At 62.9% G+C, this 23,530-nt stretch carries 20 protein-coding genes and 2 pseudogenes; 18 read left to right on the top strand and 4 right to left on the bottom strand.

The genetic code is table 11. From position 1 onward, the window contains the following. Positions 1–3: 3 nt before the first annotated feature. Positions 4–1,032, bottom strand: a complete 1,029-nt coding sequence (locus tag G6N50_RS10585; protein WP_083097153.1) for an amidohydrolase family protein — start codon at positions 1,030–1,032, stop codon at positions 4–6. Between the two features lie 58 nt (positions 1,033–1,090). Here G6N50_RS10585 and G6N50_RS10580 point away from each other — a divergent pair, with 58 nt between their 5' ends. Continuing rightward, entirely contained in the window at positions 1,091–1,942 is an 852-nt protein-coding gene (locus G6N50_RS10580) for an SMP-30/gluconolactonase/LRE family protein (RefSeq protein ID WP_083097155.1), read from the top strand. A gap of 137 nt (positions 1,943–2,079) precedes the next feature. Continuing rightward, entirely contained in the window at positions 2,080–2,916 is an 837-nt protein-coding gene (locus G6N50_RS10575) for an iron-containing redox enzyme family protein (protein WP_083097156.1), read from the top strand. A 69-nt stretch (positions 2,917–2,985) separates the two neighbouring features. On the opposite strand, the gene G6N50_RS10570 is transcribed toward G6N50_RS10575, so the two are convergent. Beyond that, positions 2,986–4,794 (bottom strand): FAD-binding protein, encoded by a 1,809-nt coding sequence (locus G6N50_RS10570; RefSeq protein ID WP_083097158.1) that lies wholly within the window; start codon positions 4,792–4,794, stop codon positions 2,986–2,988. A gap of 199 nt (positions 4,795–4,993) precedes the next feature. Here G6N50_RS10570 and G6N50_RS10565 point away from each other — a divergent pair, with 199 nt between their 5' ends. From G6N50_RS10565 to G6N50_RS10490, 16 genes and pseudogenes are all read left to right on the top strand, one after another. After that, a complete protein-coding gene (locus G6N50_RS10565) occupies positions 4,994–6,265 on the top strand; it encodes an OB-fold domain-containing protein (protein WP_158086093.1) in 1,272 nt (423 codons plus the stop codon). Continuing rightward, on the top strand, positions 6,262–7,440 hold the full coding sequence (locus tag G6N50_RS10560) for a thiolase domain-containing protein (RefSeq protein WP_083097161.1): 1,179 nt from the start codon (positions 6,262–6,264) through the stop codon (positions 7,438–7,440). Before G6N50_RS10565 ends, G6N50_RS10560 begins: the two co-directional genes overlap by 4 nt. Before the next feature lie 14 nt (positions 7,441–7,454). After that, positions 7,455–8,345, top strand: a complete 891-nt coding sequence (locus G6N50_RS10555) for an LLM class F420-dependent oxidoreductase (RefSeq protein WP_083097162.1) — start codon at positions 7,455–7,457, stop codon at positions 8,343–8,345. Between the two features lie 179 nt (positions 8,346–8,524). Next, positions 8,525–9,235, top strand: coding sequence for an MlaE family ABC transporter permease (locus G6N50_RS10550; RefSeq protein WP_083097202.1), 711 nt, complete (start codon positions 8,525–8,527; stop codon positions 9,233–9,235). 2 nt (positions 9,236–9,237) lie between these two features. Beyond that, positions 9,238–10,086, top strand: a complete 849-nt coding sequence (locus G6N50_RS10545; RefSeq protein ID WP_083097164.1) for an ABC transporter permease — start codon at positions 9,238–9,240, stop codon at positions 10,084–10,086. A 4-nt stretch (positions 10,087–10,090) separates the two neighbouring features. Next, positions 10,091–11,450, top strand: a pseudogene (locus G6N50_RS10540) (MCE family protein). Between the two features lie 24 nt (positions 11,451–11,474). Further along, positions 11,475–12,503 carry a virulence factor Mce family protein gene (locus G6N50_RS10535; RefSeq protein WP_142275655.1) on the top strand — a complete coding sequence of 343 codons (1,029 nt, stop codon included), beginning with the start codon at positions 11,475–11,477 and terminating at the stop codon, positions 12,501–12,503. Continuing rightward, positions 12,500–13,726, top strand: a pseudogene (locus G6N50_RS10530) (MCE family protein); the annotation flags it as partial. The gene G6N50_RS10535 and the pseudogene G6N50_RS10530, both read left to right, overlap by 4 nt. Before the next feature lie 144 nt (positions 13,727–13,870). After that, positions 13,871–15,193, top strand: a complete 1,323-nt coding sequence (locus G6N50_RS10525; RefSeq protein ID WP_083097206.1) for a virulence factor Mce family protein — start codon at positions 13,871–13,873, stop codon at positions 15,191–15,193. Continuing rightward, a complete protein-coding gene (locus G6N50_RS10520; protein ID WP_083097166.1) occupies positions 15,190–16,320 on the top strand; it encodes a virulence factor Mce family protein in 1,131 nt (376 codons plus the stop codon). The genes G6N50_RS10525 and G6N50_RS10520 overlap by 4 nt, the downstream gene beginning before the upstream one ends. 1 nt (position 16,321) lies before the next feature. Further along, on the top strand, positions 16,322–17,779 hold the full coding sequence (locus G6N50_RS10515) for an MCE family protein (protein WP_083097168.1): 1,458 nt from the start codon (positions 16,322–16,324) through the stop codon (positions 17,777–17,779). Next, positions 17,743–18,450 (top strand): hypothetical protein, encoded by a 708-nt coding sequence (locus G6N50_RS10510; protein WP_083097170.1) that lies wholly within the window; start codon positions 17,743–17,745, stop codon positions 18,448–18,450. The genes G6N50_RS10515 and G6N50_RS10510 overlap by 37 nt, the downstream gene beginning before the upstream one ends. 25 nt (positions 18,451–18,475) lie before the next feature. Continuing rightward, the gene (locus G6N50_RS10505; RefSeq protein WP_232068934.1) at positions 18,476–19,177 is read left to right on the top strand and encodes a hypothetical protein; all 702 of its coding nucleotides are present in this window, start codon (positions 18,476–18,478) and stop codon (positions 19,175–19,177) included. Positions 19,178–19,245: 68 nt separating this feature from the next. Next, positions 19,246–20,031 (top strand): alpha/beta hydrolase, encoded by a 786-nt coding sequence (locus G6N50_RS10500; protein ID WP_083097171.1) that lies wholly within the window; start codon positions 19,246–19,248, stop codon positions 20,029–20,031. Positions 20,032–20,097: 66 nt separating this feature from the next. Further along, positions 20,098–21,003: an SAM-dependent methyltransferase gene (locus tag G6N50_RS10495; RefSeq protein WP_083097173.1), complete on the top strand. Its 906-nt coding sequence runs from the start codon at positions 20,098–20,100 to the stop codon at positions 21,001–21,003. A 152-nt stretch (positions 21,004–21,155) separates the two neighbouring features. Then, a complete protein-coding gene (locus G6N50_RS10490; RefSeq protein WP_232068933.1) occupies positions 21,156–22,196 on the top strand; it encodes an alpha/beta hydrolase in 1,041 nt (346 codons plus the stop codon). Between the two features lie 99 nt (positions 22,197–22,295). Here the strand turns inward: G6N50_RS10490 and G6N50_RS10485 are convergent, their stop codons facing one another. After that, positions 22,296–22,973 (bottom strand): CAP domain-containing protein, encoded by a 678-nt coding sequence (locus G6N50_RS10485; protein ID WP_083097211.1) that lies wholly within the window; start codon positions 22,971–22,973, stop codon positions 22,296–22,298. Positions 22,974–23,204: 231 nt separating this feature from the next. Beyond that, complete coding sequence (locus G6N50_RS10480; protein ID WP_142275656.1) at positions 23,205–23,459, bottom strand: hypothetical protein; 255 nt, start codon at positions 23,457–23,459, stop codon at positions 23,205–23,207. Positions 23,460–23,530: the final 71 nt, after the last annotated feature.

The following is a 23,530-nucleotide window of genomic DNA, read 5'->3' as shown; positions in this document are numbered from 1 at the left end:
GGTTCACAGCCGAAACAGGCGCTCGGCGTTTCGGTGCGCGATCTTGTGTGCTTCGTCTTCGGTGATCGGCAGATTCTCCAAGAACTTGCGCGTGCCATCGAGGCTGAGGTACGGATAATCGACTGCCCAGATAAGGCGGTCGATGCCGATGACGTTGCGGATGAACTCGAAGTGCGGCTCGTAGAACATGCCGCTTGGCGTGACCCATACGTGGTTGCGGTAGGTCTCGGTGATTGTGGTGGACAACCCGGTGAGTTTGGGAAGTAACACGTCATCGAGGCGTTGCAAGTAGAACGGCACCATTTCGCCCCAATGGCCACTGATCACTTGCAGTTTGGGGAATTTTTCAAAGACGCCCGCCAGGATCAGGCGTAGTACATGCACACCTGCCTCGTGGTGCCAGCCCCACCCGCCGAGCGAGAACATGGCACTCACTTCGGGTCGAAAGCCTGCGTAGTAGGCCTTTTGAACTTCGGGCACTGGGTAGAAGGGGTGCAGGTAGAGCGGCAGTTCCAGGTCGTTCAGCTTCTGCAGAACCGGCGCATACTTGGCATCGTCCAGAAACGCGTCGCCCGGGCGTCCCGCGATCATTACGCCTTTCAAGCCGAGTTCGCCGGCTGCACGATCGAGTTCGTCGACCGCGGCGTTCGGGTTCTGCCACGGCAACGCCGCAAAACCACCTAGGCGGGTCGGATTCGCACGGATCGCGTCGGCGAGCCGATCGTTGGCGGCGCGGGCGATCGTCACTGCCTCGTCATGCGGCACTAGTTGTGCGGGACTGCTGTAGGACACGATTTGCATGTCGATGCCATACTCGTCCATGTTCTGTATGCGGCCGTCGCTCAGGTCGTTGGCCAGCTGGATAGCCTCGCGGAGCTCGATCAGGCTTGGTCGGTCGCCCCTACGAATGTCGGCGATCGCATCCGGGGAGCCTTGGAGCCCCATGTACGGCGCCTCTCGCTGGAGGACGGGTCGCGCCGCGTTCGCGATCGCCGCGTCGATGGCGTGCTCCTCGATGCAGATTAATTTCATTCGGCTGACTCCTTGAACAACCTAGCGAGCGGTATGAATACCGTATATTGTATATCGCATGATTGGTGCCTTGGATGGCCAGCTGAAGCATAGCTTGACCCCGCTGGCTGACGGTTTCTGCCTGGGTAAAAGTCCGAGCTGGTTCGAAGGTCTGCTGTGGTTTTCCGACGAACTCAATCAGGCGGTGCATACCGTCAACCTGCTTGGCGCTATGACCACTCTCCCACTGCCGGGCCACGCTCCGTGTGGGCTGGGCTTTCGCCCCGACGGCTCGCTGTTGATCGCGTCTGCCGACGATCGCCGAATACTGCGCTATGACGGCGAAACCGTGGTGCCGATCGCTGATCTGAGTGGCGTCGTATCGGGAGATCTCGGCGATATGGTCGTCGATGACCTTGGCCACGCCTACGTTGGCTGCGAGGCGGCACGCGGGTGCGGTGTCATCGTGAGGGTCGATCCGGACGACTCCACAACTGTTGTCGCCGACGTTCCCGGCTCTCCTGCCGGCATGGTCATGACGCCCGACGGACGGACCCTGATCGTGGCCGAGCCGAGCAGCCGACGGTTATCCGCCTTCGAGATCGACAGTGATGGCGCGCTAGCGGACCGACGAACCTTTGCCGATGGGCTCGACGGTTCGCCAGACGGCATCACCTTCGATTCCGACGGTGGCGTCTGGGCGGCGATCGCATCGGCTCGACAGTTTCAGCGGATCGTGGCCGGCGGTCTCGTAACCGACCGAATTGATATGCGAGATCGGACCCCGACCGCGTGCACGCTCGGCGGACCAGGGTGCCGAATTCTCTTCCTGATGTCTGGCGAAGAGGACCGCCCGGGACAACGTATCGGCCGACGACGGGGCCACCTCGACGCGGTGACGGCGGACATACCCGGTGTGGCCCTGCCATAACGCCGACACAACACAGCTCGGCGGGCGCCGCCTTGACGGCGGATGAAAACTTAATATTATATTTAGAGATCACATCGACGACGTCAGGTTCAGCCGAACGTGCAACAGCGCGAACTCGACATGGAGAGAGGAACGTTATGACCGGACTGCCTTATGACGGCCGGGATCGGGGTGCGCCGGAGTGGACTAGTTCCATCTCCCCGGAGGAATTCCAGGCCCAGCTGGTCGAGGTCATTGTCAAGACGGCCGCAGAGCACATGAAGAAGCCCTTCGCCATTCCCCAGCACTACGACCAGACCCAAGCGCGGCTGTATCACGCGACGGCGATGAAGTACTTTTCCTTTTTTGCGTGGCGCTTCCCGAGCTGGCTGCTCGAGGTTGCGTCACGGTGTCCCTACCAGGATGTGCGCCGCGAGATCATCCAGGATTGCGTCGACGAAGAGGTGGGCGATGAAGACGCCAACGGTCGGTGTCACGTCGATGTTCTCTACGACGAGGTCGAGGCTTGTGGCATCGCACGTGAGGATGTCGCCGCGACCCCGCCCAGCCCGCTGATCCAAACTTGTGTCCTGGCCCTCGACGACCTCGCGCGGACGCTACCTTGGGAGGCCGCCTACGCGGCGATCGCCGGCCTGGAGATCATGAACTCCAAGCCTGCGGTGGAGCTTCGGATGAAGCTGATGACACCCGAGCAGATCGAATCGGCGATGTCCGCGATGTCCTCGTCGTTGCCCGAGCGGCTCGGCATCCCCGGCGACGATTTGCTGTTCGCCGCGTTACACGCGTACAAGGATCAATTCCACGGCGGCGGGGAGCTCGAGTTGTTGGCCAAGTACGGCTGCGACAACCGGATTCAGCAAGAGATGTTGTGGGCTGCAAAGACCGGGTTTGAGACCTTTGCTCTCATGGTCAACGAGATCGACCGGCTCGCTCTCGCGACGGTTGAGGGCGCGCTGCAGACCGTCGACGGCTGAACCTGTTCCGAGCCCGCTACTCGCCAGCCACTCGGAGGGCACGGGTAGCGGGCTCGGGCTCTTAGTCTCTTATTTTCGAGCTTCGACTGGTGCCGAGCGGGTTGTAATCGCTTGTCGTAGTTCTTCTTCCAAGATGTCGATACAGTCACGCCAGTCGGCGACGATGCCTACGTCGGCGTGGTCGAACACGGGGGCCATTCGGTCAGCATTGATCGCTAACACGGTCCCTGCCGAGCGCACCCCGGCCATGTGGTTGAACTTCCCGCTGGTGCCGATGGCGAAATATAAGCGCGGGGCGATCGATCTCCCGGTGATTCCGATTTGGCTGGAGTGCGGCATCCATCCGTGATCGGTGATCTTGCGGGTGCAGCCAATTTCGGCGTTGAGCAACTCGCGCACCGCCTCAAGGCGGGGCAGCTCTTGCTGTGCGACCCCGGTGCCAACGCCGATAACTACGTCGGCCTCGCCGAGGCGCTCGAGGGGGGTGTCTTGGCGCCGCACCCGGATGTTCACCCGATTACGCGGCGTGGCAGCGATCGAGACCACCTCCGCCAGATGGCTGCGCAGCCGCGGACGCGGCATTACACCAGCGCGAACCGTGGCCATCTGCACTGGTGACGTCGCGGCGATGGCGGCGACGAGCAGACCCCCAAAGGCGGGCTTCCAGGCTATCAGTCGGCCTTCCGACGCATCCAGCTCGATGGCGTCGCCGGTGAGCCCGGCACTGACCGCGGCAGCGAGTCGGGCTGCGATCTCGCGCCCGGCGGTCGTTGAGCCGGCCAGGATCGCCCAGGGCCGCTCGGCGCGCGCCCAGCCGGCCATAGCGGCGGCGACGTCCTCCTCCGCTACCGCCCCGTCGATGTGCACGAGCCGGTCCGCACCCCAGGAACCTGCTGTCGCGGCATCGATCGCGTGCGGGGCCACCATAACCGTCGAGCCGGACAATGATGCGGCCAAGTACGTTGCAGCACCGCAAAGTTCCCGAGCGAGTGCATCGTGGCCAGGCTCGGCGAGGACGGCCACGACCGGGCCGGGCCCGCCGGTGGGAGCCAGGACGGGTGGTTCCGGTGACGTTGCGGCGTTGAGCGCGCCCCGGTCTAGCAGGCTCCGCACGGCGTTTGCCACCTGAGTCGCGACCGGGGCGTCGGCATCGAGCTGATGGCTTCGTTGCATCGTCAGCCGCCGGACGTCACCGACCACCGTCAGGCTTGCCGCCGCGCCCCAGGGTCCGGGCCCAAGCTGCGCAGCGCGAATCGTGCCGATCTTGTGGGCCGGCACCGCCGCACGGCCCTCCGGTGGAACCTTCGCCGGATCGCACAGGCGCTCTGCGCAAGAAATGACAGCCGGTATGCGAAACTCGGCGTCGATCCAGCCGTCGTCGTGTTCGCAGCCGACGGTGAGGATGTGCCCCGCTAGGGTGAGAGTTTTGACTCCCGCCGCGAATGGCAGATCGAGCAGTTCGGCGAGCTGCGGCGGCACCTGTCCGGTATCCGAGTCAAGCGAGTTCTTGCCGGTGAGTATGAGATCGAAGGACCCCTCGCACTCGATAGCCGCAGCCAGCAACCTTGCCGTAGCGATGGTGTCGCTTCCCGCGAACGCGGGATCGGTCAAAAGGACGCCCCGGATCTCGACGCCACGCTCAAGACCCCAGGCGACCGCTTCGCGAAGGGCGTCCTCCGCTGACGGCGGACCGAGCGTGAAGACGACGACGGACCCGCCGGTAACGCTCGCTGCAAGCTCGACGGCTTTGCTCACCGCTCGGCGACAGTACGCGCTCATCTCCAGGGCAGTCCCGTCGCGAACCAAACGGCCGCCAGGGCCCAGCGCCATCTGCTCGAATGCAGGGATCTGCTTGACGAGGACTGCGAACCGCATCATTCGTGAAACGCCCTCCTGTTGTCGGGTTCAATCCGATTCAGCGCGGTAAAGCCGTCCAGCGCCATGATATTTTATCCATATGCCGGTGCCGTCGGGGATCCGTATCCATAGCGTCGGTGCTGCCGCGCCATCGCTTCGTCTGTCGGCTGCGGATGTTGCCGCCGCGTGGGGTTCCGGGGGCGGTAAAGGTCAGGCCGCGGTGTGTGCGCCAGATGAGGACGTGCTGACGTTGTCGTGGCTCGCGGCCGTGCGAGCGTTAGCCGGCGCCGCCCGTACGTCGGAGGAGGTCGATGGTCTGTGGTGGGGGACCAGTCGGCCGCCGTTCGCCGAAGGGCCCAGCTTCGCGGTGCTGGCCGCGGCCCTGCGACTCCGGGCCGAAGTCGGCGGTGCACTGATCAGCGGTTCGGCGCATGCCGGCATGGAAGCCCTCGTGGCCGCATGGGATGCGATAGCCGCCGGACACGTCCGCACGGCGTTGGTCGTTGCCGGCGATGCGCTTGTCCCCGGCGCGGGTACCTCGTGGGAGCCGCGGGTCGGGGCGGGAGCGGCCGCTCTGGTGCTCTCGCGCGACGCCGGCCCTGCCACGCTGGCGTCTAGGACTCAGCGGACCCGGCCGGTGTTGGATCGCTACCGCGGCGATGGAGAGGCGGCGACCCGAGACCTGTATGACTTCCGCGTATTTCGTGAGGAAGTGTTCCTGCCGTTGCTCACCGAGGTTGCGGGCGCCACAGGTGAGGCGGACTCGTGGTCGCTGCCCGATCCCGATGGCAGGCTCGGCGCAGTGCTCGCTCGCCGGCTCGGGGTGGATGCTTCGCCTTCGGCTTCGGTGTATGCGGATTTGGGCGATACCGGTGCGGCGGCACCGTTGCTTGGGTTGCGCGGCGCGCTGCGTGCGCCTGGGCGGGCCGCGGTGCTGGGTTACGGCGGGGGACGGGCGACCGCCGTCGCAGTTGACGTAACAGAGGCCGTCCCAGGTTCCGGGGACGATCTTGGTGCCGGCGTGGTCGTCAGTTACGTCGAGTCGCTGCGGGCCCGAGGTCTGCTATTGGCCTCGGGTGAGCCGGTCCCGATGGGCGTGCCGCCGGGCAGCGCCGCCTTCGTGCGCGGAGGCGTGGAGATGCTTGCGTTGCAAGGTGGCCTCTGTGTCGACTGCGGCGCCCTCAACGTGCCGCCGTCGGTGCATCCGGCATGCATCGGATGTGGCGGCGAGAAGTTCGAAGTCCGTGACCTGAAGCGGACCGGCACGGTCCATACCTTCAGCGTGAACCACTCGATGCCTGCGCCGTTCGTGGCGCCGCTTCCGCTGGTCATCGTCGACCTCGACGACGGGGCTCGCGTGCAGTTCCAAGGCCTGCCCGAAGACGCGCCGAGCCTAGCGGTGGGTGATCCGGTGGAGCTCGTGTTACGGCGCTACGCGGTCGAGCGTGGCGTGCCGGTGTACGGCTACAAGGCAAGGAGGACCAGCTCATGAGCTGGAATCGCGTCGCTGTCGTGGGTGCCGGCCTGATCAAGTTCGGCGAGCTGTACCAGCAGAGCTTCGAGCAGATGGCAGCCAGCGCTTTCGAGACTGCGCTGGCCTCCGTCGACAAAGGGATGGCCCGTGCCGCAATCGACTTCGCGGTGGTGGCCACTCAGCGGACGACGTTGTGGGGACATGAGAGCATTTCGGGCAATACCTTGCCGTCGGTTTTAGGCCTGAACGGCATCGCGTGCACCCGGGTCGAAAACGCTTGCCCCACCGGCAGCGACGCGTTTCGGATCGGCGCCATGGCTGTCGCCAGCGGCGTTTATGACTGCGTGCTGGTCATCGGTGTGGAGAAGATGCGCGACAAGTCGCCCGAGGAGGGGCTGCTTTCGCGTGCCGCGGGCGGCCATCCGCTCTACCAGCGCGGCGAGTCGGCGCCGGCGCTGTTCGCGCCGTTTGCGACCCGGCACATGCATGAGTTCGGCACCACGCGCGAGATGCTCGCCAGCGTGGCGGTCAAAAATCACCACAACGGCGCGTTGGATCCTTATGCGCATTTTCAGAATGAGGTGACTGTCGAGCAGGTACTCGGCGGTCCAGCGGTGTGCCACCCGCTGCACCTGTTGGACTGTTGTCCGCAGACCGACGGCGCGGCCGCGGTGATCCTGGTGTCCGCCGAGCGTGCCGCCGAGTTCACCGATAAGCCGGTTTATGTTGCGGGTTTCGCGATGGCGTCGGACCACCCATGGATGCACGAGAAGTCCTCGTATGTCGGCTTCAAGGCCACCACACTGGCCGCCGAGCGCGCCTACCGGATGGCCGGGCTGACGCCGGCCGACATCGACATGGCCGAGGTGCACGACTGCTTCACGATTACCGAGATCCTCGACATCGAGGACCTTGGCTTCGTCGAAAAGGGCAAAGGCGGCATCGCCTCCATACAGGGTGACACCGCGATTGGTGGCCGCATCCCGATCAACACCAGCGGGGGGCTGCTCGCCAAAGGCCACCCGATCGGGGCTACCGGCGTGGCCCAGCTCACCGAATGTTGGTGGCAGCTGCGGGGTGAGGCCGATCAGCGCCAGGTTGACATCCGCCGCGGCAACGTCCTGCAGCACAACGTCGGCGGACGAGGATCCGGCGTCGCGGTCGTCAACATCCTCACGACGAACGCCGGATGACAGGTCCAACTCACATGCAGATCGGCGTGGTGCTTCCTCAGACGGAACTTGGCCGCGACGTCGGGGCGGTCCGCGCCTACGCCGAGGGCGTCGAGCAACTCGGCTACACGCACATCCTGGCCTATGAGCATGTCGTTGGCGCAGACCGAGAAGTGCATGCCGGCTGGGACCTGCCCTATGACGTGCACAGCGAGTTTCACGAGCCGTTCGTCTTGTTCGGATATCTTGCCGCGATCACGACCATCGAGTTGGTGACCGGGGTGCTCATCCTGCCGCAGCGGCAAACGGTCCTGGTTGCCAAGCAAGCGGCCGAGGTGGACATACTGTCAAACGGCCGCTTCCGGCTTGGCATCGGTCTGGGTCGCAACCCGGTCGAATACGAAGCTCTGGGCAAGGACTTCCGCGATCGCGGTTTGCGCAGCGAGGAGCAGGTTGCATTGCTGCGCAAGCTGTGGACGGAGCGCAGCGTCACTCACGATGGAGCCCGCGAACGAGTGACCGGCGCGGGACTGGCCCCCGCTCCCATTCAGCGACCGATCCCCATTTGGTTCGGCGGCGCGTCGACGCCGGCATACCGGCGCGCGGGCCGCCTCGGCGACGGGTGGTTTCCGGTGGTACGCCCGGGCCCCGAACTCGACCAAGCCAAGTCGACCGTCGAGGCGGCCGCTGTTGAGGCCGGTAGAAACCCGGACGCTCTCGGGATGCATGCTCAAACGAGCTGGGCTGCGGGCGGTCTCGACGCGGTCGCGCAAGACGTGGTCTCATGGCGCGACGCCGGTGCCACGCACCTGTCGATCAACACGATGAATGCCGGTTTCTCGTCCGTGGACGAACACCTCTCGGCGTTGGCCGCGGCCGAGGCATTGGGTCTTACCCAGCCGCCCGCCCGCGCAGCGGGTCCCTGAGGCAACGATTGGCACGAACCTGTAGACCTCGCGCTTTGAATCAGATATATAATATCGACGCATGCGGCAAGAGGGAACTGCGAGAGTGTCATGAGGCGGGCGGGTAACGGGGAGGTCTGGCGGTGGCTTTAACAGGCGAAGCGTTGAAGCCGGTGCGCGCGATCGGCGGTTTCTTCGCAATGGCGCTTGACGCCTTAGTCCTGTTGCCAAGGCGGCCATTCGCATGGCGCGAGTTCCTGCATCAGACGTGGTTCGTGGCGCGGGTCTCGATTTTGCCGACGCTGATGTTGTCGATCCCGTTCATGGTTTTGATCGTCTTCATGCTGAATCTGCTGCTCACCGAGTTCGGCGCGGGAGACTTGTCGGGGTCTGGTGCGGCGCTGGGAGCGGTCACTCAAATTGGGCCCCTGGTTACGGTGCTCGTTGTTGCCGGGGCGGGCGCGACAGCGATGTGCGCCGATCTCGGTGCCCGCACCATCCGCGAAGAACTTGACGCGCTGCGAGTAATGGGTATCAACCCGATCCAAGCGCTGGTGGTGCCAAGGGTGCTGGCGGCCACAGTGGTGGCGTTGGCGTTATCGTCGTCCGTGACACTGGTCGGCTTGACCGGCAGCTATTTCTTCTCGGTCTTCATCCAGCACATCACGCCGGGTTCGTTTGCAGCGAGCCTGACCTTGCTGGTGGGCCTACCCGACATGATCGTCGCGCTCGCCAAGGCTGCGTTATTCGGTATGGCGGCGAGCCTGGTCGCTTGCTACAAAGGCATCTCAGTCGAAAGGGGACCGGCCGGGGTCGGTAACGCCGTCAATGAGACCGTCGTCTACGCATTCATGGCCCTGTTCGTGATCAACGTCATCATGACCGCTATCGGGGTCAAGGCGGCGATGTGAGCATGGCCATCCCAAGCACGCTCTATCCCCGACTCCGTCGCACGTTGAATAGCGGTGTCGAGGCCTGGAACCGCATCGGAGTACAGACGCAGTTCTACGCCAGGACGCTGAGCTCGTCAGGAGCTGCCGTCGCGTACTACAACGCGGAGGTGGTGCGGCTTATCGCCCAGATGAGCCTGGGCACCGGCGCGTTGGCAATCATCGGTGGGACAGTTCTCATCGTCGGCTTCCTGACACTCGCGGCCGGCTCGATAATCGCGATCCAGGGTTACAACTCGTTGGCCAACATCGGCGTCGAGGCGCTAACGGGGTTTATCTCTGCCTACGTCAACGTCCGCCTGATCGCGCCGCTGGTAGCCGGCATCGGCTTGTCTGCCACCATCGGTGCCGGTTCCACCGCGCAGCTGGGCGCCATGCGGATCAATGAGGAGATCGATGCGCTCGAGGCGATGGGAATCCGATCGATCCCCTACCTGGCATCAACGCGGGTGCTTGCGGGGGTGATAGTGGTAGTGCCGTTGTACTGCGTAGCGGTATTGATGTCGTTCCTGGCGGCGCGTTTCGGTACCACCTTCGTCTACCACCAGTCGGTGGGCGTGTACGACCACTATTTCTATACGTTTTTGAATCCGACCGACCTGATTTGGTCTTTCTTCCTAGCGTTGTGCATGGCCACGATCGTGATGCTCGTGCACACCTACTACGGATATACCGCTGTCGGTGGGCCAGCCGGTGTAGGTGAGGCGGTCGGCCGTGCGGTGCGGTCCTCGCTGGTCTCGGCGGTTTTGGTGACCTTGTTCGTCTCCCTGGCCATTTATGGCCAGACCGGTCACCTGAATTTCTCGGGGTAGTCCTATGGCAGCCAGAGAGGGGATCGGGCGTATCCGTCCGGCATGGTGGACGCTGATTCTGATCGTCACGCTGGTCAGTTTCGTGGGGGTGTGCTCCGCGCTATTCACTGGATCGTTCGACTCGTATGTGCCGGTCACGCTGGTGAGTGACCGCTCGGGTTTGGTGATGGAATCCGGCGCCAAGGTCAAGCTGCGAGGGGTTCAGGTCGGACGGGTCGCCGCGATCAATGGCGGCACCCAATCGGTAAGCCTGAAGCTCGATATCGACCCCGGTCAGATCAAGGACATACCAGCCAATGTGCAGGCTCAGATACGGGCGACCACGGCATTCGGCGCGAAATACGTCGACCTGATTTATCCGGAGAACCCCAGCCGCCAGCACCTGGCCGCTGGGGCGGTGCTGCGGTCACGCAACGTCAGCACCGAGGTGAACACCGTGTTCGAGAATCTCGTCGGGGTGCTGCACCAGGTCGAACCCGCGAAGCTCAATGCGGTGCTGGATGCGGTCGCCGAGGGTGTTCGCGGCCAGGGCGAGCGTATTGGCAAGGCCACTACAGACGCCAACCAGGTGCTGTTGGCACTTAACCCTCGGATGGACACGGTGCAGAAGGACTTTCAATCGCTCACGGGGTTCAGTGACACCTATAGCGCCGCCGCACAAAACATCCTGGCCGTGCTGAAAGCCGCCAGCACCACCGCCACCACCATTACAGATCACACAAATGCGCTGGACGCGCTCCTGCTCAGCACAATCGGATTCACCCACTCCGGCATCAATCTGCTCGGCCCCAACAAGGACAACCTGGTCCGCGCCATAAATCTGCTCGAGCCAACGACCAACCTATTGATGAAGTACAACCCTGAGCTGACCTGCGTACTGCTCGGGGGAATGTGGATTCTGAAAAACGGCGGCTGGGAGATAACCGGCGGCGGGAATGGCTATTCGGTCGTCACAGACGCCGGCCTACTGTTCGGCGACGATCCTTATCAATACCCGGAAAATCTGCCGATTGTCGCTGCCAAGGGCGGACCCGGGGGGGAAACCTGGCTGCGGGTCGCTGCCGGACGCGAGCAAGAACTACCCCGTGCGGGCCCTGGTCACCAACACCGGCTGGGGCACCGGACTCGACATCCGACCCAACCCCGGTATCGGCCACCCCTGGTGGATCAACTTCTTCCCGGGTACCAGAGCGGTTCCCGAACCGCCGACCATCCACGGCTTGCGTCCGCCGGCTATCGGCCCGGTTCCCTATCCGGGGGCGCCACCATACGGCGCGCCGCAGTACGGACCGGACGGGACACCGCTGTATCCGGGTGTTCCGCCCCCACCGCAGCCCGGCCCAGTACCCCCGCCCGCACCTTGATCGACGAACACGAGGAGTCTAGCCGTGCGAGACAACTTGCGGGGTGTCATCTGGCGCCTGAGCGTCTTCATGGCGGTTTGCGCGCTGGGCACGTTCGCGCTCTTGGCCGTTTTCGCGCAACTGCGGTTCCAACAGGAGAAAACCTACAAGGCCGAGTTCACCAATGTGACCGGCCTGGAGAAGGGTAACTTCGTCCGGATCGCGGGCGTGGAGGTCGGCAAGGTCAAGAATATTTGGATCAAGAACAACACCATCGCGATGGTCGAGTTCTCAGCCGACGATTCGGTGGTCCTCACCAAGGGCTCGCGGGCGGCGATTCGCTACGAAAACTTGATCGGCGGCCGTTACATGGCGCTGGAGGAAGGCGCCGGGGGCGTCCAGAAGCTCACGCCGGGCGAGACCATTCCCATATCGCAGACCGAACCCGCACTGGATCTAGATGCGTTGATCGGCGGCTTCAGGCCGCTGTTTCGTGCCATTGACCCCGATCAAATCAACGCACTGAGCAGCCAGTTGATCCAGGCCTTCCAGGGGCAGGGCGCAACGATCGACTCCTTCCTTAGCCAGGTCTCTGCGCTGACCAACAAGCTGGCAGACCGTGACCAGCTGATCGGGGACGTCGTCACAAACCTGAACGGTGTGCTGGACTCACTCGGCAGCCAAAGCAAACAGTTCGAGCAGGCGTTCACCTCGTTGTCTGAGCTAGTGAAGGGTCTGGCGGCACGCAAGAGCGACATCAGCAATGGCGTGGCGTATGCCAACGAAGCGGCTCGGACAGTCGCCGACCTGTTGTCGCAAGCCCGGCCGCCGTTACAAAAGACCGTCCATGAGACCGACCGCGTCGCGGGCCTCGCGGACGCCGACCATGACTACCTGGATCACCTGCTTGCCACACTTCCCGACAAGTATCGGCTGCTCGCAAGGCAGGGTATCTACGGCGACTATTTCAATTTCTACCTGTGCGACTTGATCCTGAAGGTCAACGGTAAGGGAGGTCAGCCCGTTTTCGTGAAGCTCGCCGGGCAGTCGACAGGGCGGTGCACGCCCAAATGAAGTCTTTCTCGGAACGCAATCCGGTGGTGATCGGGGCAGTCGGTGTTGCGTTGACGACTGCGATAGTGCTGGCAGCACTGCAATATGACAAGCTTCCGTTCTTCTCCGGTGGCTACAAGTACGTGGCGTATTTCGCGGAGGCCGGGGGTTTGCGTGGCGGCGATGCCGTGCAAGTGGCGGGCTTTCGGGTGGGTCAAGTGTCCAGCGTCGGGCTCGAGGGCAATAAGGTATTGGTCAATTTCGACGTCGCCAAGAATATTCGACTCGGCGAACGGACCGAGGCGGCGATCAAGACCAAGAGCCTGCTCGGCTCAAAAATTCTCGAGATCGAACCCCGTGGCGACGGCCGGCTGGCGGGTCCCATTCCAGTTGACCGCACGACACCGCCGTATCAATTGCCTGATGCGCTAGGGGATTTGACTAACACGATCAGCGGTTTGAACACCGGTCAGCTTTCCGACGCCTTGAAGACACTGGGACAGACCTTCCAGGACACGCCACCGGATCTTAGGGTCGCCGTGCAGGGTGCGGCGCGGTTCTCGGAGACCCTCGACAAACGCGATGCCCAATTGCGCAACCTGCTGGCCAACGCCAACAAGGTAACGCACGTGCTTGCGGAGCGGGCCGATCAGGTGGTCAGCCTGATCGTCAACGCCAACGCGCTGCTGGCTCAACTGCGGACCGAGAGCAACGCCCTCGACCAACTTGCCGGCAATGTGTCCGCCCTGTCGAAGCAGCTGTCCGGATTCGTCGCCGACAACCGCGCTGCACTGCGGCCGGCGCTGGACAAGCTAAACGGAGTGTTGACGATCCTCGACAACCATAAAAAAGAGCTCAAGCAGTCCCTGAATATGTTCGCCAAATATGCGATGGGGCTGGGTGAGGCGGTGACATCCGGCCCATTCTTCAAGGCCTACTTGGGAAACTTATTGCCGGGCCAGTTCCTGCAGCCGTTTATCGACGCGGCGTTTTCGGACCTTGGCCTGGATCCCAGTGTGCTGTTGCCCTCCCAACTGCACGACCCGCAGACTGGGCAGCCAGGTACGCCGCCACTGCCCGTTCCTTACCCGCGAACAGGACAGGGCGGCGCGCCGAGGACGACACTGCCGGATGCCATTACGGGGAAACCGGGCGATCCACGTTATCCTTACCGGCCTCCGCTTCCGGCGCCCGCACCCGGCGGTCCGCCGCCGGGGCCGCCGGCGGGCTACACGCCCACCCCGGTTCCCGCGGGCCGGTCCCGGCGCGCTCGGGGCCGTTCACGTAGCAGCCGCAACGCTCGGGTTCCCGCCCACCGCTGGGCGGTTTGGAATCCCGCTACCTCTTTCCACGGCGGGCGGAAGGTACCCGCTTACCCGGCCGCTCGGATGGCCCTGGCCGTCAGCTTGACGGTCTTGCTGGTGACCGGGCTTTTCGTCGCGCTGCACGCGGGCGCGACCAGCCAGCGAACGACCGTCACCGCTTATTTCGACAACACCAACGGAATCTTCGCTGGTGACGATGTGCGTATCCTCGGCGTAGCCGTCGGCAAGATCGACAAGATCGAGCCGCAACCGGAGCGCGCGAAAGTCCAATTCTGGTTCGACGCAAAATACCAGGTGCCCGCTGACGCCAGTGCCGTGATCCTGTCGCCGTCACTGGTCACCGCGCGGTCCATACAACTGACACCCGCCTACACCCACGGGCCGACCATGCAAAACAATGCCGTCATCCCGCAAAGCCGTACGGCCGTCCCGGTTGAATGGGACGATATGCGCGCCCAGCTGCAAAAGTTGACTGATGCCCTGCAGCCGACGGAACCGGGCGGTGTCAGTACTTTGGGGGCTTTCATCAACACCGCGGCCGGCAATCTGCGCGGTCAGGGCGCCAATATACGCGACACCATCATCAAACTGTCGCAAGCGTTTTCCGTCTTGGGTGATCACAGTGGTGACATTTCAGGCAGCGTAAAAAATCTGTCGATTCTGGTGTCGGCACTGCATTCCAGCACCGACCTCATGAAGGAGCTGAACACAAACCTCGCGGGTGTGACAGCGCTCCTCGCCGACGAGCCGAACGGAATAGGTAATGCCTTAAGGGATTTGAATACTGCGGTCGGTGATGTTCAGACCTTCGTCGGCGAAAACCGCGAGTCACTGGGGACAACGTCAGACAAACTGGCTTCGGTGACCAGCGCGGTCATCGACAACCTCGACAACGTCAAGCAGATTCTGCACATAGGGCCAACCGCGTTCCAAAACTTCGTCAACATCTATCAACCCGCACAAAGCGCCTTGACCGGCATCGCGGCCTTCAGCAACTTCTCCGATCCGATTTCGTTCTTGTGTGGCGCCATCCAGGCGGCGTCACGTCTGGGCGCGGAGCAATCGGCAAAGCTGTGCGTGCAATACCTGGCGCCCATCATCAAAAACCGGCAGTACAACTTCCCGCCGATCGGCCTGAACCCCTTCGTTGGTGCTCAGGCGCGGCCCAATGAGGTCACCTACAGCGAAGACTGGCTGCGTCCAGATTATGTTCCGCCACAACCGCCTTCGCCGCCAGGTGGCCGGCCGCCGTCCGTGGAACAGGGACCGCCGACCACCCCGCAAGCGGAACCGGACACCGCGCCAGTGCTTCCGTCCCAATCGACTGCCACGGACCCAGCCGACGGGCTGCCCGGCATGATGGTGCCGCCGGGAGGTGGGTCATGAGAAGCGGCCGGCGCTGCGCCCGCACTGCGGTGATACTCGTTGCCCTCGCCGCGTCCGGCTGCGGGTGGCATGGCGTCAACTCGCTGCCACTTCCCGGGACCGAAGGCGGCGGACCCGGCTCATTCGAGGTCAAAGCGCAATTGCCCGACGTCACCAACATCCAGCAGAATTCACGCGTCCGTGTTCATGACGTGACCGTCGGGAACGTCACCAAAATTGAGCGCCAGGGCTGGCACGCGTTGGTGACGATGCGCATCGACGGCAACGTCAACCTGCCGGCAAACGCGACTGCAAAGGTCGGCCAGACGAGCCTGTTGGGCTCGTTGCACATCGAGCTGGCGCCGCCCGCCAAAGTTGCGCCTGAAGGCAAACTTCACGACGGGTCACTCATCCCGCTGTCCTCCGGTTCCACCTACCCGACAACCGAGCAGACACTTGCCGCGCTGTCTGCAGTGCTCAACGAGGGCGGACTCGGCCAGGTTCAGGACATCACCAAGGCGTTCGCGACCGCCTTCGCCGGTCGCGAGCAGGACCTTCGGAGTCTCGTGACGCAGCTCGACGTGTTCATCGCGCACCTCAATGATCAGACGAACGACATCATTCGGGCGACCCAAAGCCTCAACAATCTGGCCGGTCAGTTCGCCGATCAAAAGCCCGTGATGGATAAGGCACTGCGAACGATTCCCGATGCGCTGAAGGTGCTCAAGGACGAGCGAGACAACCTGGCCGAGGCCGTCGACCAACTGGGCAAGTTCAGCGCTTTGGCTGCCGACTCAGCCAACCAGAGCAAGGCTGCACTGGTCCAAGAGCTACGCGATCTCGGTCCGGTGCTCGAGTCGCTGGCCAACGCCGGCCCGGCGATGACCCGCTCATTAAGTTTCTTTCTTACCTACCCCTGGCCCAACGAGACGATCGACAAATGGTTCCGTGGGGATTACGCGAACATCACCCTGGTCATCGACCTCACCCTGAGTCGCATCGACTCGAGTCTTTTCACAGGTACCCGATGGGAAGGCAATTTGACCCAGTTGGAGATGCAATGGGGCCGCACGATCGGGCAGATGCCAAGCCCATACACGGCGGGCAACCCGCTGATAGTGCCTTACCACTTCGATCAGGGCCGCTGATATGAATTCTCGACAGATCAAGATTCAGCTGGCGATCTTCGCTTTGGTATCGGTGGTCAGCGGCGGCTACATGCTCTTCGACTACATCAATTTGCCGGCGTTGTGGTTCGGTGTGGGCCGCTACACCGTGACTGTCGAGCTGCGCGAGTCGGGAGGGTTGTACCAGCGTGCGAATGTGACCTATCGCGGCACCGAGGTCGGCCGCGTCGAGGCCGTCCGCATCGCCAAGAGCGGTGTAGAAGCGGTGCTGTCGCTGCGGTCCGGCGTGGCGATCCCATCCGATCTCGATGCCCGAGTTCACAGTGAAAACGCGGTCGGAGAACAATATATTGCTTTGCTGCCACGCAACGGCGCCTCTCCGCCACTGAAGAACGGTGACGTCATACCGGTCAGCCGGACGTCGGTGCCCCCGGATATAAACAGTCTGCTGGACGCGACAAATCGCGGTTTGCGGGCGATCCCGCAGGACAACCTGAAGACGGCCATCGACGAGGCCTTCTTGGCGGTCGGCGGCCTGGGCCCAGAAATCCGGCGGTTCGTCAAAGGGTCCACCGGCCTGGCGATTGATACGCGCCACGACCTCGACCCGTTGACTACGGTGATCGACCAGTCGCAGCCGGTTCTGGATTCGCAGACGCAAACTTCGGATGCGATCAGTGCGTGGGCGGCGCACCTGGCCGCAGTCACCGGGCAGCTACAGACCCAAGACGGCGCCTTGGCAGGCGTGATCGAAAAAGGGGGACCAGCAGCTGAGGAGGGTCGCCAACTCGTCGAGCGCCTGCAGCCGACGCTGCCGATCATCCTGGCCAACCTGGTCAGCGTCGGCCAGGTGGGGGTCACCTACAGTGCGGACCTCGAGCAGTTGCTGGTGCTGCTACCCCAAGCCACCTCCGTCCTGGAGGGATTCATCGTCCCCAACCTGAACACCAAGCAGGCCTACAGGGGCGCCTATCTGGACTTCAACCTCAACCTCAACCTGCCACCGGCATGTACCACCGGGTTTCTGCCGGTGCAGCAAATGCGAAATCCGTCCGAGGTGGACGCTCCCGACCGACCCGATGGCGACTTGTACTGCCGCATACCGCAGGACGCGATGTTCAATGTGCGCGGCGTGCGCAACACGCCATGCGAGACGCGCCCGGGTAAGCGGGCGCCGACAGTGAAGCTGTGCGAGAGCGACCAAGAGTATGTGCCGCTCAACGATGGGTTGAACTGGAAGGGCGACCCGAACGCCACCCTTTCCGGGCAGGGCATTCCCCAACTACCGCCCGGATCGCCGCCACAGACGGCCCCACCCCCCGCGGCGGCGCCTCCTCCGATCGCGGCCGCCCGCTACGACCCAGCCACCGGCACGTACATCGGGCCTGACGGGCATGTGTACACACAAGCCAATCTCGCCCAGACCGCCCCTAAGGAGCACACATGGCAGAATATGCTGATGCCGCCGACCGGCAATTGAGCGAGTCAGTACAAGACGACGACGTCGAACATCCAGGCGATCGCATCGACAGCCGGGGCGGAGATGCCGCGGAAGAGCAGGATGACGCCGCCGATCTCACGGCCAACGGGCAGGCGGCGGCCGCCGAGAACGTCGATGACATCGATTGCCAGGACGAATCCAACGGACCCGTGACCGGCAAGCGTCAACGCTCAAATGTGCGGCTCGCGCTGGCCTTCGGACTGGTTGTGCTAGTGGCGCTGACCGCGCTGGCGGGCTGGCTGGGCTATCGCGGCTACCGGGCGCATCAGGCCACGCAGCAACGTGAGCTTTTCCTGCAGGTCGCCAGGCAGGGAGCGCTGAATCTGACCACTATCAGCTACACCGAAGCCGAAACCGACGTGCAACGGATCATGGATTCCGCGACTGGCACCTTCTACGACGATTTCAAGAAGCGGTCCCAGCCATTCATCGATCTCGTCAAGCAGACGCAGTCGAAGTCCGTCGGCACGATCTCCGCAGCGGGTCTCGAGTCCGTCGGTGGTGATCAGGCTCAGGCATTGGTGGCGGTACATGTCACCACATCGAATGTTGGCGCCGCTGAACAACCACCGAGGGCCTGGCGGATGCGCATTGACGTCCAGAAGGTGGGCAACGGCGCCAAGGTTTCCAATGTCGAGTTCATCCCCTGACCATCCAGACAACCCCGAAGAAGCCATGACCGACGAAACAAGTGCAGCTACGTCAATCGAAACCAACGAGACGACGGAGGTGAACAACTCCGGCAACGGTGAGTGCCACGATACGGCTCAGCTGGGTGGGTCCGACGAGACCGACGAAACGATGACGTCATTGGGCGACGGTCCCCTGGCGGAGTGCGCCGATGACGCCGTGGCCGCCGCGGCTACAGAATCCAGTGATGCCGATAAGCCTCGAATTTCGTGGACTCGCGTGCTGGCCTTCGGATTGCTGCCCGGGTTGGCACTGCTAATCGCAATGGGCACAGGCTTTTTGAAATGGCAGGATGCTTCGCTGAGGGATGCTGAGACCAGCCGAGTGGCGGCCATGCAGGCGGCCAAAGACGGCACAATCGCGCTGCTGTCCTACAAGCCGGATACCGTCGAGAAGGATCTGGGCGCGGCCCGGGACCGGCTGGCAGGCGGTTTTCGTGACTCCTACACCACGCTGACCCATGATGTTGTTATTCCGGGCGCCAAGCAGAAGCAGATCTCGACGGTGGTCAACGTCCCCGCCGTGGCGTCGGTATCAGCCCGTGCCGATCACGTAGTCGTGCTGGTATTCGTGAACCAGACCGTAATCGTCGGTAGCGACGCGCCCACTGCTACCGCGTCCAGCGTCAAGGTGACCCTGGACCAGATCAACGGGCACTGGCTGATTTCCGATTTCACGCCGGTATGAAAAGGGCGTTTCGCCTGCCATTGCGATCGGCCACTCGGGAACGGCATTCGGCAGTCGCCATTGGCGAGATGACGCTCGAGACTATCGAAAAAGGTCGGGGCAGCGAGACGCATCCGATACCGCTGCTGTTTGTTCACGGCGGTTGGCATGCGGCGTGGTGTTGGGATAAGAATTTTCTAAAATTCTTCGCAGACAGAGGGTTTCGCGCCGTAGGGGTGAGCTTACGCGGTCACGGTCAAAGCGGCACATCAAAGCCACTACGATCATGCTCTATCGGCGATTATATCGATGATGTGCGGTCTGTTATCGAAAATCTGGATGGTCGCGCAGTGCTCATCGGCCATTCGATGGGTGGATTCATTGTGCAGAAATATCTCCAAAACCACCGCGCCCCAGCCGCAGTCCTGATGGCATCGATCCCACCGCAGGGCGTACTGCGACCGGCGCTGCGTCTGGTTGGTCGACACCCGTGGGTCACCCTCCGGGCAACCACCGTGGGCAGCTCAGCCGACTTTGTGAATACCACGCGTCTCGCGCGTGATGCCTTGTTCTGTGCGCACACTCCTGAACGCATCGTCGAATCGTGTGCGGCACAACTGCAATCCGAGAGTGTTCATGCCACTGCGGTCGGCATGAGCTTTCCTGGCAGGCCCCGGCAGGTTACGACACGGCTGCTGGTTCTCGGTGCCGAAGATGACCGAATGGTCAACCAGGCGGAGGTGCGGGCGACGGCCCGCGCATACCGAACGCGGGCGGAAATTTTCCCCGCAATGGGCCACGACATGATGCTGGAACCAGGGTGGATTCGTGTCGCCGAACGAATCGATGAATGGCTCTCTGCCCTCAGACTCTAGAGGGACCTGAGTAAGTCGCTGTCGGCTGACAAAGTTATGGGTGCGATTCGAAGCTGGAGGGTAGTTTTGGCTCGAGAGGATAACGACCGATGGGACTTGGCATCGAGCGTAGGCGCTACCGCCACGTTGGTCGCCGTCCAGCGCGCGCTGGCGCATCGTGAAAAGCTGATCGACGATCCGTACGCCGAATCGCTGGTGCGTGAGGTCGGTCAAGACTTCTTCATCCGGCTCATCGACAGCAATAGCGAGATGCAAGAAGCAAATCCGGAATTTCGCGCTTGGTGCGCGGCTGACGGTATGGCAGCACGCACCCGATTCTTCGACCGTTTCTTCGCCGATGCCGCCGCATCCGGCGTTCGTCAAGCAGTGATCCTCGCCGCCGGCCTGGATGCTCGCTCCTACCGATTGCCCTGGCCTGATGGAATGGTTGTCTTCGAGGTCGATCAGCCGGAGGTGATCGACTTCAGAACCCGCAGCTTGGCTCGCCTTGGTGCGCATCCGGCGGTTGATCACCGACCGATAGGCATCGATCTTCGCGACGATTGGCCGAAAGCATTGACCGACAATGCCTTTGATCCAATCAAGCCGACCGCATGGATTGCGGAAGGGCTGCTGATCTATCTGCCTCCAGATGCGCAGGACCGACTCTTCGAAAGTATCACTCGACTCAGCGCCCCCGGCAGCAGGATGGCCACCGAGTATGTACCCGATATGAGTCTGCTTTTCAGCGAACGCGCCAAGCGTATCGCGGAGCCGGCCAGGGAGTATGGTCACGGCCTCGACGTCGCCGATCTGGTGTACCACGGCGAGCGGGGCTGCGTGATTGAGGATCTGGGCCGGCTGGGCTGGCTGGTGTCCTCGCAAACGACAAAAGAACTTTATGAAGCCAACGGCTTCGCCTTCCCCGACGATGAGGCGACCGCACCGTTTGGCAATGCCAACTACGTCAGGGCCGTCCTGCCGAAAGATTGATATGCACCACCACTCGAATTCGCTGAATCTCTCTGGCACGCCAGCTGCTTGGGTGTCTGGGGCCAGTGTGGGGCAACATACGACGCTCAAGTCAACCTGATGGCCAGCGATGCGGGTGAGAAATGCCGAGACTGCCAGGAAGGCTTAGTTCGATGAAGCACACCATCTCGTCGGCTTCCAGCGGTGTGATCAAGGCGGATCTAGTAGTCGACGTCTCGGGCAGTTGCGATATCGAGAACTCACTGCACATTGCTGCCACGGTGTTCTTGCCACCGCCTGAGCGGCTTAGGAGTGAACCGGTAGTGGTCTTTGCATTGCCCGGCGGAGGCTACAGCCGTGGCTATTTCGATATGCACTTCGACGGGCACTCTGGCTACTCGCAGGTCGAACATCACGTTGCCCGCGGATTGATCGTTGTAGCAGTCGATTACCTCGGCGCGGGGCAGAGCACACCCGAAATATGCGACCGGCTGACGTTCAAAGACATGGCCGCAGGCAACCATCGCGCGGTGCAAGCAATCGTTGCTCTGCTGGAACGTGGCACTGCCGTGCCGAACTATCCGCCGTTAAGGATTTCTCGGCGGATCGGCATGGGTCACTCGATGGGCGCGGCGGTGGCGATAATCACGGCCGGGACTTACAAGAGCTATGAGGGAATCGCGGTGCTCGGCTTCAGCGCCATTCACACGCGGCTGCCGTTTCGCGATGAGGCTGAAACGCACCGCGTGGCAGACGATATCGCACGCCAGAACCACTCGGAGGACCCAGCCGAACTGTCCGTGGCCCGGACCGCTCGGCTGCTTCCCGATCTCCTCTACCCATTCTTCTGGTCCGACGTGCCTGAGGACATTGTCATTGCTGACACCGAGGGCGGATACCCCCTGCGGACCACTGCGCCACCGTTCGGCAGCGCCACGTTGCCCAATTGCGTCGTCAAGATGGTCGCACCGGGATTCGTCGAGAGCGACGCTGCCGCGGTCGAGTGCCCGGTGTTCATCGGCCTCGGTGAACGCGACACCTCACCCGCACCACGCGACGAGCCCAGCGCCTACACCAGCGCCACCGATATCACGGTCTTCATCTGCGAGCGCATGGCGCACATGCACAATTTCGCTTCCACACGCCGACGGCTGTGGGATCGCGTGGCTGATTGGTGCAGCCTGCCGACTCCGCCAACGCCAGCAACGAATTAACGTGCTGTTGTTGGCGCTCGGGCAGCCGATTCGCACGGCGGGGCGGCCGAACAAAGGCTTCCGTTTTCGGCCCGCAGGACCGCGATTCGACGCTTGGCCCTATTGCGGCGGATTGCCCGGCGGTGGGTAGACGCCCCGCAGGATCCACGGGAACCAGTTGATGCCGTACTGGAGTTCGTCGCTGGCGTCATAATCGGGGCTGGGATCGAGCGGGATGTCTCGTTGACCGTCGGGCCCGCCCAGCGGCGGTGTCTCCGCTGGGGAGCGCCCCTGTGGCTGTCCGTAGACGGCGACTACGACTGTGCGGTCCGGGCTGTTTTCTGACCACACTCCGACTTCGGAGTTAGCGCAGTTGGACATAATGGCGTTATAGGCGGGGTTGTAATACCACTGGTGGATCAGTTCTATGCCGCTGATTGCCACTGCGGGGTTGATCGCCACCGTTTCGGCCACCGGACCATGAAAGCCGGCCGCGTTGGCGCGATCTTGCGGAGCCGACCCGTCTGAGCCGATGTCACCGTCCAGATTGCGGTTGTTCAGCACATCCCGGGCGTGCCACTGGGCGGCGAGTTGCAGCTGCGGGCTGATCCTGACGTCATTGGAGCACCCCGCCTGATGCTGCATGGTGTAGGTATTGGCGACCACGCCGTCGTTGAGCCGCTTGTTGTTCGGTATGAGTGTGTTGTTGTCACCATCGGCGCGTCCGGCCGGCGTACCCAGCACAGCGCCGACGGCGACCGTGGCCAACGCAGTCAAAGTCAGTGGCGTGTAATGCATCTCGAGTTCCTCCTGGTTAGCCGCCAGCGGGTGGTGGGCGGAAATTCGCTGCGGTATGGCGAGGGGCATGACTCAGTGGCCACTTGCCCGAGTGCGAACGTGCGCGGAGATTGTTTGAGTCGTGGAAACCGACCTCGATATCCTCGATGATCTCGGCGCAACCGGGACGGACGGTTCAAGATAAGCCATTGACCCTCGTCCTTGGCGACGCATCTCTTGCGTGAGGCGGTGTCATTTCGTTCCGATCCAAGGACGACGCTTCGATCCACGGAACGCGAGCAGGTTCTTTTCGTTATCGCCCGCGGAAGGCGGCGTGACCGCGGGAATGGTACTGACAGCTGATTGCAGCGCCTCATTGGAGCCGGGAAAGATGGCGTCATTGGTCCGCGATGGGTAATAGGCGGCGAGCGGCTGGCAATTAGACCGTAGCAACAGGAGTGTAGAAACGTCAACGCCCATGACTGCAGTCGACATCTTGGTGCCCACCCGAGTGCCTGAACCCGGGATATCGGGCGCCCACGCCTTCCAGGCTTTCGGCGACGGCGACCTGCGCGTCG

Source organism: Mycobacterium mantenii, assembly GCF_010731775.1.
GTDB lineage: Bacteria > Actinomycetota > Actinomycetes > Mycobacteriales > Mycobacteriaceae > Mycobacterium > Mycobacterium mantenii.
This window is presented reverse-complemented; position numbering and strand designations above follow the sequence as displayed.